This is a genomic window from Streptococcus sp. Marseille-Q6504 (assembly GCF_965111625.1).
Genome location: NZ_CBCOON010000007.1, coordinates 63,911 through 77,160, shown reverse-complemented (window position 1 = coordinate 77,160; position 13,250 = coordinate 63,911). Strand labels below are relative to the sequence as shown.

12 protein-coding genes are annotated in these 13,250 nt (G+C 40.7%); 7 read left to right on the top strand and 5 right to left on the bottom strand.

Annotation, left to right across the window (positions count from 1 at the left end; all coding sequences use genetic code 11):
- The first annotated feature begins 82 nt into the window (after positions 1-82).
- From ACWPUA_RS07095 to ACWPUA_RS07065, 7 genes are all read left to right on the top strand, one after another.
- The gene (locus tag ACWPUA_RS07095; protein ID WP_454380045.1) at positions 83-952 is read left to right on the top strand and encodes an ROK family protein; all 870 of its coding nucleotides are present in this window, start codon (positions 83-85) and stop codon (positions 950-952) included.
- Positions 946-2,826: a beta-N-acetylhexosaminidase gene (locus ACWPUA_RS07090; RefSeq protein ID WP_454380043.1), complete on the top strand. Its 1,881-nt coding sequence runs from the start codon at positions 946-948 to the stop codon at positions 2,824-2,826. The genes ACWPUA_RS07095 and ACWPUA_RS07090 overlap by 7 nt, the downstream gene beginning before the upstream one ends.
- Before the next feature lie 203 nt (positions 2,827-3,029).
- On the top strand, positions 3,030-3,959 hold the full coding sequence (locus ACWPUA_RS07085; RefSeq protein WP_454380041.1) for an ABC transporter permease: 930 nt from the start codon (positions 3,030-3,032) through the stop codon (positions 3,957-3,959).
- A gap of 13 nt (positions 3,960-3,972) precedes the next feature.
- Positions 3,973-4,893 (top strand): carbohydrate ABC transporter permease, encoded by a 921-nt coding sequence (locus tag ACWPUA_RS07080; RefSeq protein WP_254724778.1) that lies wholly within the window; start codon positions 3,973-3,975, stop codon positions 4,891-4,893.
- A gap of 107 nt (positions 4,894-5,000) precedes the next feature.
- A complete protein-coding gene (locus tag ACWPUA_RS07075) occupies positions 5,001-6,485 on the top strand; it encodes an ABC transporter substrate-binding protein (RefSeq protein WP_454380038.1) in 1,485 nt (494 codons plus the stop codon).
- A 289-nt stretch (positions 6,486-6,774) separates the two neighbouring features.
- A complete protein-coding gene (trhO, locus tag ACWPUA_RS07070) occupies positions 6,775-7,761 on the top strand; it encodes an oxygen-dependent tRNA uridine(34) hydroxylase TrhO (RefSeq protein WP_454380036.1) in 987 nt (328 codons plus the stop codon).
- A 123-nt stretch (positions 7,762-7,884) separates the two neighbouring features.
- Complete coding sequence (locus tag ACWPUA_RS07065; protein WP_368910459.1) at positions 7,885-8,745, top strand: DUF4299 family protein; 861 nt, start codon at positions 7,885-7,887, stop codon at positions 8,743-8,745.
- A 107-nt stretch (positions 8,746-8,852) separates the two neighbouring features.
- Here the strand turns inward: ACWPUA_RS07065 and ACWPUA_RS07060 are convergent, their stop codons facing one another.
- The 5 genes from ACWPUA_RS07060 to ACWPUA_RS07040 form a co-directional block, all read right to left on the bottom strand.
- Complete coding sequence (locus tag ACWPUA_RS07060) at positions 8,853-9,866, bottom strand: DUF6574 domain-containing protein (RefSeq protein WP_036756326.1); 1,014 nt, start codon at positions 9,864-9,866, stop codon at positions 8,853-8,855.
- A 48-nt stretch (positions 9,867-9,914) separates the two neighbouring features.
- Positions 9,915-10,868, bottom strand: coding sequence for a DUF4097 family beta strand repeat-containing protein (locus tag ACWPUA_RS07055; protein ID WP_254727257.1), 954 nt, complete (start codon positions 10,866-10,868; stop codon positions 9,915-9,917).
- Positions 10,861-11,454 (bottom strand): DUF1700 domain-containing protein, encoded by a 594-nt coding sequence (locus ACWPUA_RS07050; RefSeq protein WP_254724771.1) that lies wholly within the window; start codon positions 11,452-11,454, stop codon positions 10,861-10,863. Before ACWPUA_RS07050 ends, ACWPUA_RS07055 begins: the two co-directional genes overlap by 8 nt.
- Positions 11,441-11,767 carry a PadR family transcriptional regulator gene (locus ACWPUA_RS07045; protein ID WP_006149048.1) on the bottom strand — a complete coding sequence of 109 codons (327 nt, stop codon included), beginning with the start codon at positions 11,765-11,767 and terminating at the stop codon, positions 11,441-11,443. Before ACWPUA_RS07045 ends, ACWPUA_RS07050 begins: the two co-directional genes overlap by 14 nt.
- A 138-nt stretch (positions 11,768-11,905) precedes the next feature.
- A complete protein-coding gene (locus ACWPUA_RS07040; protein ID WP_454380032.1) occupies positions 11,906-13,072 on the bottom strand; it encodes a CynX/NimT family MFS transporter in 1,167 nt (388 codons plus the stop codon).
- Between the last annotated feature and the right edge of the window lie 178 nt (positions 13,073-13,250).

Genomic DNA, 13,250 nt, shown 5'->3' with positions numbered 1-13,250 from the left:
TCAAAAAGTAAACATAAAAAGAAAGGAGGAGCGAAAAAGTAAGAACCAACTGCTGATTCGCTCCTTTTTGCAGGTGAAAGCAATGACCATTGCAACAATTGATATCGGAGGGACTGGCATTAAGTTTGCTAGTCTAACTCCTGATGGAAAGATTTTAGATAAGACCAGCACTCCAACTCCAGAAACTTTAGAAGATTTGTTGGCTTGGTTGGACCAACGCTTGTCAGAACAGGACTATCGTGGGATTGCTATGAGTGTGCCAGGTGCAGTTAATCAAGAAACCGGGGTGATTGAGGGGGTCAGTGCCATTCCTTACATCCATGGTTTTTCATGGTATGAAGCGCTTGCTCATCACCAACTACCTGTCCATCTAGAAAATGATGCCAACTGTGTTGGACTAAGTGAACTGCTGGCTCATCCTGAGATTGAAAATGCAGCCTGTGTTGTCATTGGCACAGGGATTGGCGGTGCTATGATTATCAATGGCAAAATTCATCGTGGTCGCCATGGCTTGGGTGGAGAGTTTGGTTACATGACTACTATCGAACCAGCAGAAAAACTCAACAACTGGTCACTATTAGCTTCTACAGGAAACATGGTTCGCTATGTTATCGAAAAATCTGGTCAAGCCGATTGGGATGGCCGAAAGGTTTACCAAGAGGCTGCAGCAGGCAATGCCCTTTGCCAAGAAGCCATTGAGCGTATGAATCGTAATCTAGCTCAAGGACTGCTCAATATCCAGTACCTGATTGATCCAGATGTGATTAGCTTAGGTGGCTCTATCAGTCAAAACCCAGATTTTATCAAAGGTGTGCAAAAAGCAGTAGACACCTTTGTGGAAAGATATGAAGAGTATACAATTGCGCCAGTGATCCAAGCCTGCACCTATCAGGCAGATGCCAATCTCTACGGTGCCCTTGTCAACTGGTTACAGGAGGAAAACCAATGGTAAATTTTACCGGAATTAGCAGTAAACAACAGCAAGCTATAGACTTACTTCAAAAGCACATTTCTCTACCAGATGTAGAAGTGGCTGTCGCTCAGTCTGACCAAGCTTCTATCTCTATCAAGGGTGAGGGCGGAGAATATCAATTGACTTATCGCAAACCTCACCAACTCTATCGCGCCTTGTCTGTTCTCGCAACAGCATTAGCAGAAGGTGACAAGGTTGAGATTGAGGAGCAAGCGGCTTATGAAGATTTAGCCTACATGGCGGATTGTTCGCGAAATGCGGTTCTAAATGTTGCATCTGCCAAGCAGATGATTGAAGTCTTAGCTCTGATGGGCTACTCAACCTTTGAGCTTTATATGGAAGACACCTATCAGATTGAAGGGCAACCTTATTTTGGTTATTTCCGTGGGGCTTATTCAGCTGAAGAATTACAGGAAATCGAAGTCTATGCCCAGCAGTTTGATATGACTTTTGTTCCTTGTATTCAGACCTTGGCTCACTTATCAGCCTTTGTCAAATGGGGTGTCAAAGAAGTCCAGCAACTTCGTGATGTAGAGGACATTCTCCTCATCGGCGAAGAAAAAGTTTACGACCTAATCGACGGCATGTTTGCGACTTTGTCTAAACTACAAACACGCAAGGTTAATATCGGCATGGACGAAGCCCACTTGGTTGGTTTGGGTCGCTATCTCATCTTAAACGGTGTTGTGGACCGTAGTCTCCTCATGTGTCAACATTTGGAGCGCGTGCTGGATATTGCAGACAAGTATGGTTTCCACTGCCAGATGTGGAGCGATATGTTCTTCAAACTCATGTCAGCAGATGGCCAGTACGACCGTGATGTCGAAATTCCAGAGGAAACACGAGTTTTTCTTGACCGCCTTAAAGACCGTGTGACCTTGGTTTACTGGGATTATTATCAGGATAGCGAAGAAAAATACAACCGTAACTTCGGTAATCACCACAAGATTAGCCAGGATGTTGCCTTTGCAGGTGGTGCTTGGAAGTGGATTGGTTTCACACCACACAACCATTTCAGTCGTCTCATCGCTGTCGAAGCTAACAAAGCCTGCCGTGCTAATCAGATCAAGGAAGTCATTGTGACTGGTTGGGGAGATAATGGTGGTGAAACAGCTCAGTTCTCTATTCTGCCAAGTCTACAAATCTGGGCAGAACTCAGCTACCGCAATGATTTAGACCGTTTATCAGCTCATTTCAAGACCAATACCGGTTTATCGGTTGAGGACTTCATGCAACTTGATCTTGCCAACCTTTTGCCAGATCTACCAGATAATCTCAGCGGGATCAACCCCAATCGCTATGTCTTTTACCAGGATGTTCTTTGCCCAATCCTTGATAAGCACATGACCCCTGAACAGGACAAACCACACTTTGCCCAAGCAGCTGAGACTCTTGCTACTATTAAAGAAAAAGCTGGAGTCTACGCTTATCTTTTCGAAACTCAGGCCCAGTTGAATGCTATTTTAAGTGGCAAGGTGGATGTGGGACGACGCATTCGTCAAGCCTATCATGCAGGTGATAAAGAGAGCTTGCAACAAATTGCTAGGGAGGAATTACCAAAAATAAGAAGCCAGATTGAAACCTTCCACAAGCTCTTTAGCCAGCAATGGTTGAAAGAAAACAAGGTCTTTGGCTTGGATACAGTAGATATCCGTATGGGTGGGCTCTTGCAACGAATTAAGCGAGCAGAAAGCCGTATCGAGGCTTATTTGGCTGGTCAAATTGATCGCATCGAAGAATTAGAAGTCGAAATTCTTCCATTTACTGACTTCTACGCAGATAAGGACTTCGCAGCAACGACAGCCAACCAGTGGCATACTATTGCGACAGCTTCGACTATTTATACGACCTAGAAAAACTCTATTCAGGCAGAATGTTTCTCGTGAAACACACTTCTCATATAAAAAAGTTCTCCACATAAAATAATTTGTGGAGTTTTTTCTATAATTTGTAGTTTAAACTGTCCTAAAAATAAGAGTATACTATTTTTGTAAACGTTATCAAAACTAAAAATGTGAGATTATGAAGTTTTAAAAAAATAAAAAGGGAGGAAATTATGAATAAGTTTTCAAAAACTTTAAGAGATAATTGGATTTTTCTCTTAATGGTTCTACCAGGAACAATTTGGTTGATTTTATTCTTCTACATTCCAGTTTTTGGGAATGTGGTTGCCTTCAAAGACTACCATATGACTGGTGAAGGATTTGTCCACAGTATTATAAATAGTAAATGGGTCGGACTAGATAACTTCAAGTTCTTGTTTAGTTCAAAAGATGCCTTTGTCATTACTCGAAATACTGTACTTTACAACCTTGGATTTATCTTTATCGGTTTGATTGTATCAGTTGGTATTGCCATTATCCTTAGTGAACTTCGATCTAAGAGAATGGTTAAAATCTACCAAACCTCTATGTTGTTTCCTTACTTCCTATCTTGGGTTATCATCAGTTTCTTTACAGATGCTTTCCTAAACATCGATAAAGGGCTTATCAACCGTACCCTAGAATCTTTTGGAATGAAGGGGATTAACTTCTACGCTGATGTAAGCATCTGGCCTTTTCTTCTCCTCTTCCTAGGTGTCTGGAAAGGCTTCGGTTATAGTAGTGTTATGTACTACGCAACCATCATGGGTATTGATCCAACTTACTACGAAGCAGCAACAGTTGACGGTGCTAGCAAATGGCAACGTATCCGTAACGTAACCATTCCTCAGTTGACACCGCTAGTGACAGTATTGACCATCCTTGCAGTCGGAAATATCTTCCGTGCAGACTTCGGTCTTTTCTACCAAATCCCACATAACTCAGGTGCCCTTTATAGTGTGACAAACGTATTGGACGTCTATGTCTTTAACGGATTGACGCAAACAGCAGATATCGGTATGGCTTCGGCAGCCGGCCTCTACCAGTCAGTTGTCGGTTTGATTCTGGTTATCCTATCAAACTTACTTGCAAGACGTGTTGATCCTAACTCGGCACTATTCTAGAAAGGAGGAGCATATGGCAAAAAAAATTCAAAAAGAAAAAATTGATAATGTTGGCATACACTCCTTCAGCAAAAAAGCAGATATTTTCTTTAGTATCATATCTGGTTTGCTAGCCTTCTCTTGTATCTTGCCTTTCATCTTTGTTATCATTATCTCAATTACAGATGAGAAGAGTATCGTCCAAAATGGATACAGTTTCTTCCCTTCTAAGTTTGGATTAGATGGCTTTGAGTTTTTGGCGCAGTTCAAAGATAAGATTTTACAAGCGCTCTTTATCTCAACTTTTGTGACAGTTGTTGGAACTTTGACAAACGTATTCATCACCACAACATACGCTTATGCCATCTCACGTTCAACATTTAAGTATCGCAAATTCTTTACAATCTTTGCTCTTCTTAGTATGTTGTTCAATGCTGGTTTGGTACCAGGCTATATCGTGGTAACTCAGTTACTTCACCTTGGTGATACTATTTGGGCCTTGATTGTTCCGATGCTTCTATCACCATTCAACATCATGTTGATGCGGTCTTTCTTCAAGAAAACCATTCCAGAAGCAATCCTCGAATCAGCTCGTATCGATGGTGCTAGCGAGGCACGGATCTTCTTCCAAATCTGTTTACCACTCTCTCTTCCAGGGATTGCGACTATCACACTGTTGACAGCACTTGGATTCTGGAACGACTGGTTCAATGCCCTTCTTTACATCAAGAGTGACAACTTGTATCCATTGCAATATTTGCTCATGCAAATTCAAAATAACATGGATTACATTGCTAAGTCAGTTGGGATGTCAGGACAACTTGCAGTTGCCCTACCAAAAGAAACAGGTCGTATGGCCATGGTCGTAGTTGCGACTGTTCCAATTGCGATTCTCTATCCATTCTTCCAACGCTACTTTGTAAAAGGTTTAACTATCGGTGGTGTTAAAGAATAAGAGACACTGAGAAACAAGCTTTCTCTACCCCTATCTAACTTTTCTTTGTTGAAAAGTAGATCACTAAAATTGTTTTAAATTTAAAAATAAAAAAAGGAGTTTTTATCATGAAAAACTGGAAAAAATATGCTTTTGCATCTGCTAGCCTTGTAGCTTTAGCTGCTAGCCTCGCTGCTTGTGGAAACCTTAAAGGTAACAACCAAAAAGCTGCTGACTCAGCTTCAGGTGACAAAACTGTTATCAAAATGTACCAAATCGGTGACAAACCAGATAACTTGGATGAGTTGCTAGAGAATGCAAACAAAATCATCGGAGAAAAAGTTGGTGCTAAATTAGATATCCAATACCTTGGATGGGGTGACTACGGTAAGAAAATGTCAGTTATCACTTCATCAGGTGAAAACTATGATATCGCATTTGCAGATAACTACGTTGTAAACGCTCAAAAAGGTGCTTATGCTGACTTGACAGAATTGTACAAGAAAGAAGGAGCTGACCTTTACAAAGCACTTGACCCAGCTTACATCAAAGGTAACACTGTAAATGGTAAAATCTATGCAGTTCCAGTTGCAGCCAACGTTGCATCTTCACAAAACTTTGCTTTCAACGGCCCACTTCTTGAAAAATATGGTATCGATATCTCAGGTGTAACTTCATACGAAACACTTGAACCAGTCTTGAAACAAATTAAAGAAAAAGCTCCAGATGTAGTGCCATTCGCTGTTGGTAAAAACTTTATTCCATCAGAAAACTTTGACTACCCAGTTGCAAATGGTCTTCCATTCGTCATCGACCTTGAAGGCGACACTACTAAGATCGTAAACCGTTACGAAGTTCCTCGTTTCGTAGAACACTTGAAGACTATGCACAAATACTATGAAGCAGGATACATTCCAAAAGACGTAGCAACTAGTGATACTTCATATGACCTTACTCAAGATACTTGGCTTGTTCGTGAAGAAACAGTGGGACCAGCTGACTACGGTAGCAGCTTGCTTTCTCGTGTTGCTAACAGAGACATCCAAATCAAACCATTTACTAACTTCATCAAGAAAAACCAAACAACTCAAGTTGCAAACTTTGTAATCTCAAACAACTCTAAGAACAAAGAAAAAGCAATGGAAGTGTTGAACCTCTTGAACACTAACCCAGAACTCTTGAACGGACTTGTTTATGGACCAGAAGGCAAGAACTGGGAAAAAGTTCCAGGTAAAGAAAACCGTGTTAAAGTTCTCGATGGATACAAAGGAAACACTCACATGTCAGGATGGAACACTGGTAACAACTGGATCCTTTACATCAACGAAAACGTTACAGATGAACAAATTGCACAATCTAAGAAAGACTTGGAAACTGCAAAAGAATCTCCAGCGCTTGGATTCATCTTCAACACTGACAACGTGAAATCTGAAATCTCAGCTATCACTAACACTATGCAACAATTCGATACAGCTATCAACACTGGTACTGTAGACCCAGAAAAAGCTATTCCAGAATTGATGGAAAAACTTAAATCTGAAGGTGCTTACCAAAAAGTATTGGATGAAATGCAAAAACAATACGACGAATTCTTGAAAAACAAAAAATCTTAAGATAGATTGATTTCGTGTATTCATTCCTAAAAGATGCAATCACTGCCTTGTCTGGATATTTCCAGACGGGGTGGTGATTTTTTGGTCAATACATATAATTATCTGTATTTGTATCTAGATATCTACTCTGACATATAAGATTGGACACAAGCACAGCTGAAAAAAGATCTGAAAATGGGTCTTGTTTTTTATTTTTCGGTCAAATAAATTGCATTCGCTTTCTTGAGGGAGTATACTGGTATAGTTGAATGAAAAATTCTGATAATTTAATCTTAGAAAAGAGAATCTTATGGCAAAACCTATTCGTGTTTTACTTTACTATAAATATGTTCCCATCGAAAACGCAGAACAATTTGCGGCTGACCACTTGGCTTTCTGTAAGTCTATTGGCCTCAAGGGCCGTATCCTAGTGGCTGACGAAGGAATCAACGGAACTGTTTCTGGTGACTACGAAACAACGCAAAAATACATGGACTACGTTCACAGCCTTCCAGGTATGGAAGACCTCTGGTTCAAGATTGACGAAGAAAGTGAGCAAGCTTTCAAAAAGATGTTTGTTCGCTACAAAAAAGAAATCGTTCACCTTGGGTTAGAGGATGATAACTTTGATAACGACATCAATCCTCTTGAAACAACAGGTGCTTACTTGTCACCAAAAGAATTTAAAGAAGCCCTCCTAGATGAAGATACAGTGGTCCTTGATACTCGTAATGACTATGAGTACGACCTTGGACACTTCCGTGGGGCTATCCGTCCTGACATCCGCAACTTCCGTGAATTACCACAATGGGTTCGTGATAACAAGGAAAAATTCATGGATAAACGTGTCGTTGTTTACTGTACAGGTGGAGTCCGCTGTGAGAAATTCTCAGGTTGGATGGTCCGTGAAGGCTACAAAGATGTCGGTCAATTACACGGAGGAATTGCCACTTACGGGAAAGATCCTGAAGTTCAAGGGGAACTTTGGGATGGGAAAATGTATGTCTTTGACGAACGTATTGCAGTCGATGTCAACCATGTCAATCCAACTATCGTAGGGAAAGATTGGTTTGATGGAACACCATGTGAACGCTATGTCAACTGTGGAAATCCATTCTGTAACCGCCGCATCTTGGCATCAGAAGAGAACGAAGATAAATATCTCCGTGGTTGCTCACACGAGTGTCGTGTTCACCCACGTAATCGCTATGTTTTAGAACATGAATTGACACAAGATCAAGTCATCGAGCGTCTAGCAGCAATTGGTGAGAGCCTAGACCATTCTGAAGTTGTATAATAAATATTAACAGTCCTAAAGGGCTGTTTTTCTATGCTTTTGACTAAAAAATCTTAAATTTGTTTCTGCATCTTTCAGGAAAATGGTGTATACTATATGTAAACGATTTCAAAGGAGACCATTATGGTGAAGACATTTTTTATTCCAAATAAACAAAGTATTTTAGGGCAACAGGAGATTCTTACAGCTAAATCAATTTTAGGTTTAGTAGAAGGCCTAGAGTCGCATAGTTATGATGCTGTTTACCTCCGTCAACCTCTCAATCGTCTGGAGTATATCGAGTGTGCTGTTGTGGGAAAATCTCAGTTTCTCTTTAAAGTTCGATATCTAGATGCTCAAAAAGGCTATCAAGTTGTTATTCCTGATTTTATCACAAGAGCTGACTGGGAGATTGTAGAAGGGCTCTTGCGGGCTTTGTCTAGCAAGGTTGGTGAAGCAGTTGAGGGCTTGGCAGACTTTGATTTGGAAAACTATTTCCAAGAAACGGTTAAGAGCTATCTAGCGGATAAGGCTGCTCGTTTAGGTTTCTGTCAGGGTATTCTATCAACTATTTACTTTGATAAGAAGGATTTGGAAAGTTTCTTGGAAGAAGATGGCTTGGCACGTTTTGAAGAGTTGGTCAAGAAAGTTCAAGGGTCTGATGCCTATCCTTCCAGTGCTAAATTCTATCCAGATGGTGAAGGTAAGGTTCATGGGGTCTACCACCTAGCTCAGGGAGTAAAAACCATTTTGCCAAAAGAACCAGTGATTCCAGCTCCTTACGTTGAGCAATTGGTAGGCAAGGAACTTGTTTGGGAGATTGATTTGGTAAAAATCTCTGGAGATGGCTCAAAACCAGAAGATTATGAAGCGATAGCTAGACTGGATTATCAAACCTTTTTAGGAGCTTTGCCAAAAGAACTTTATCAGGACTTAGATGCTAACCAAGTAGAAGTAGGACCTGTTTCAGGGGAAGATTTTGAGAACGTAGTAAAAGGTAACTAGAGGCCTAAATGAAAGATATTAGTTTTAAATAATGTGAAAAGGCAGATCGTTTGATCTGCTTTTTGTGTACACAAAAAAATCCTGTCAGTATTTGACAGGATTTTATCTTACATAAAAGCAAGGATTCGAAGATAGTCAAAAACAAGAGCCATTTCTGCTAGAAAGAAGAGAAATAGAACACCACCGTTGACTAGGAAAGCTAAGAGAAGGCGATAGAAAGGATCGGTTTGACTATCCTTGCTAGGTCTTGAGATGAAGTAGAGATTGGCCAAGAGAGTCAGACCAATGCTAATCAAGCAAAGCAATACTGCAAATCGTAGACCATTAAAAAGAGCGAAGAAACTAGCAATACCTGTCAAGAGAACTGGGATAGCCAAGAGTCTGCTATGTGCTTGAAAGGCTCTTTCTAATGTCCAATCACTGTCCTGATCGACAAAACGTTTGACTACGAATCCACCCATGAGAATTGAAAAGAAGAAGAGACTTGTCGCTACTAGGATGGAGAAGACCGAGAAGAGATTGAGAGATGGGAATTGTTCCATGAAGTGAGCATCGATGCTTGCCATACGACCATAGTAGCCTTGTTTGGCGTGATAAACTATAAAGAGAAAACTTGTAGCAGAAAAGATAGTTAGTAGTGCAAAGGCGTTATAACTATGTTTTTTATCTGAACCAATGCTTGCTGTTGGCTCTTTGAGAGCACCTTGTAACCAGACCCAAAAATCAGCCAATTCTTCTTTGAAGATTGTAGTTTTTGTCGGGACAGGATCTGGGACAAATGGACTTTCCAAAGATTTGCTAGGCTGAGGTGCTTCCTTAACTGGTTTTTCTGTTTGGTCTGTCTTTGTTGCCAGTTCTTCTTGTTCTTCAGTCTCTACAGGTTCTTCTGACTTGTCTATCTTTTCTGTATTTTCCACGTTTTCTTCGTGTTCGTCACTCTCTACTTTCTCTAGGTCAGCTTCTTGTTCTTCAGGGTTGGCTTGAAGGCTTTCTTCAACCACTGGCAACTCTTCTTTTTCTTTTAGTTCTTCCTCGGGAATGACTGGATCAGATGGACTTTCTTTTTTCTCATTGTTGGCTGTTTTCTCGAAATCAGCACTTTCGAACCATTCTTGAGTCATGATGGGACCTCCTTTTTTATTTCTTGTTTGAGTAGTAATGATTAACTATTATTCATGATCTCTCGAATTAGGTGAGCGATCCGGTTCGTCTGGAATGTTGATATCTTGACCTGCCTTTACGACGAGGAGATCTTGCGTATCTTTTTTCTCTACTTTGTAAGGATTTGAGAATTCTTCGTCCCTATTTACATTATTTCCCTGGGCAGGATTCACTCCTTCTCGAGTTCGATGATAAATAGCTCCGTATTCTGATGAAAGATTGAGATTGATTCGTTCAAGCTCTTTTCTTGATAACATGAGCGATATGTCATTTTCTGCCTCAAATTCTACCTTACCGTGCACTTGGATGTCGTCAGCAGAGATATGTTCATGTTCTGCTTGGATACGGCTATCTGTTAGACTTGTTCCAAATACATTGACGATTCCAGCTGTAGTCAGTTGGCTGTTTTTGATCTCGCTATTAGTGATACGAAGAAGATAGCCATTTGACTGGATCTTGGCATTGCTGACTTTTACATCGGCAATCGAAAGGACACCGTGGTCGACCTGGGCAGTTATGTTTTTTAATTCTCTTCCTTTTGGTAGTGATAGAACGACTTCGTCATTACGTCTAGAGACTCCGCTTGCGATAAATAGGATACCCTCGATACTAGAACCTATAGAGCGACGAGTAGTTGACTTGGTGTCTGAAATCTCAAGAGTTTTTTCATTGATAGAATGTTGAAGATTTTCTTTTTCAGAGAAGGTTGGATGATACTGAAGGTGAATCTTGTCATCGCTAGATTCTCTAATGACTAACGAATGTTCTGTCAGTGACATGTTAAGATTTTCAATATCTTGATCAAAAACGAGCTCTTCCATTCGGCTCTCAAAGACTGGTTTTTGTGACATTGCAAGGAGGCTTCTGACACCATCGGTTTGGATGCCGATGATCATCATGGCAAAACCGATGATACTAGTAACAACACCAAAGATAAGAAATCCTTTTGTTAATTTACGCATGACTTTCACCTCTCTTTCCTCTATTAAGAATCCACTGAATAAGTCGAAGGATTAGTATTCCAAAGAAACGGGTCACATAGGAAGTCGCCAGCAAGACTAGGGATGAAGCTCCAAGAGCTAGCAAACCTCCACCAAAAATCAGCATAAAAGCAGATGTCGATTCAGCCAGAACGTAGAAGCTTTCAAATAGGAGAACGCCTCCTAGGATTAGTCCAGCTGCTGATACAGCAAAGAAGGCTAAAAGTACACTAACCGCAGCGATAAAAATCCCGATGATAGCCATGAGAAGACCAATCCCGACTGGAATCCCAATAGGTGCAGCCAGAAGTGCGAGGATTGCGATTTGTAAAACCTGACGGTTGTTCTTATTGGAATTTTCTTCGTTGATTTTCTTATCAAGAAGTGTAGTCAGGATGTCATGGGCAGCCTCTTTTGGACTTCCCAGACTAGTCATTAGCTCTTCCTCACCTTCTGGACCAGCATCATCAAAGAGTTCTTTGAAGTAGTCCATGGCTTCGATGCGATCAGCTTGAGGAAGCTTCATCAGATAGGCTTCAAGCTGATTCAAATATTCAGTTCTTGTCATGGCGAATGCTCCCTTCTATGATGCCATTGATAGTGTCAGTGTAGAGTGTCCACTCTTCTCTGAGTACAAATAGTTGCTCCTCCCCAATCTCTGTTAAGGAGTAGTATTTCCGCATCCGACCTTGGTATTCGCGAGAGTATGTAGTCAGATAGCGGTTGGTATCCAGTTTTTTCAAGATGGGGTAGAGGGTAGATTCCTTGATTTTGGCAATGAGTTTAATGGTTTGACTAATTTCATAACCATAGGAATCCCCTTGTTCTAGAATGGCCAAGATGAGAAATTCAATCAAAGCCGCTGATGTCGGAAAATACATGGGGCACCTCCTTTTTAGTATATAAAAATTTTATATATAATTATTCTACACATACATCATACAACTAAATGTAAGCCCTGTCAAGAAATATGTATAAAATTTTTACATATAAAAAATCCTCTAGTGAAAACTAGAAGATTAGAGGATTTTATCTGCTCGATCTACCATAAAGAGGGAGATTGTCATGATGATATCAATAGCTAGAAGAGCCAGTACAGCTGGAATCCAGGAATGGAACATGTCAAAGCTGTAACCAAAGAGAGTTGGACCGACAGCTGCCAAAATGTAGCCTCCGGTCTGGGCAAGTCCAGACAATTGGGCTGTCTTTTCAGGCGAGCTAGTTTTGATGGAGAAGCAAACCATGAGATAAGGGAAAAGAGCGCTACAGGCAGTACCAATCAAGAGATGCGCTACTAACCAGTAGAGGAAGCTGTTGCTCGGGTATAAGAGCATGGCAATTCCAAGCAATCCGGCGATAGAGATGACTGTCAGCATGATTTGACGGTGACGATTGGACAAACGAGTCGTTAAACTTGGAATAGTCATCGAGAAGGGGATACTAGTCAGAGAAAAGATCGAAGCTAAAAGACCGGCATCTGTGTGAGATAAGCCAGCACTGATTGCCATGGTAGGTAACCAGGTCATACTGGTATAGAAGAGTAAGGACTGAAGTCCACCGAATACAATAATAGCCCAAACTTCCTTATTTTTTAAGATATTCTCTTTCTTTTGTTTTTTCTCACTTCCTTTTAGAAAATGATTGTGACGATGATTGGGGAACCAGACAATTAAAGTTAGTAGACAGGCCAAGGATAAACAGAGAATCAAGCCTTTCCAAGAGCTTGCTTGAGTAATCGGTACAGAGAGATAGGAAGCAAGAGCCGTTGTAATCCCCATAGAGGTCACATAGATGGTTGTCAGAAAGCCAATCTTTTGTGGGTGATTGGCCTGAATGGCGCTAGGAAGGAGCACGTTAAAGATTGCAATACTTGCTCCGATGAGTAAAGTCCCTAGATAGAGTAGAGGAAGATTAAAGATACGAATCACTGAACCGATGGTCAATACGATAAGACTATAGGTGAAAAGGTGCTCGAGTCCAATTTTTTGAGCCAAACGAGTCGCAAAAGAGGAGAAGAGGGCAAACATCAAGAGAGGGAGACTGGTCAAAACACCAAGTGAACTAACTTCCACGCCTAAACCTTGGGCAATATCTCCCAAAATAGTTGGTAAAGCTGTGAAAGGAGCTCTTAAGATCGCTCCAATTAAGATAATTCCTAGAATAAAAAAGAGTGCTCGTTTTTTCATGTGAACCTCAGTAAGCTGATTTTGATAACAGCTTATTTTAATTTTTTTTCCTAAAGATGTCAAGTTGACCTGACGTGATTCGCTACGTAGCCGATAGAAATCATAGAAAATAAGGACAATATATTTACTAGTTTTTTTCTGGGATTCAAATAAAAATAGGAAAGTCTGGAAATTTGTG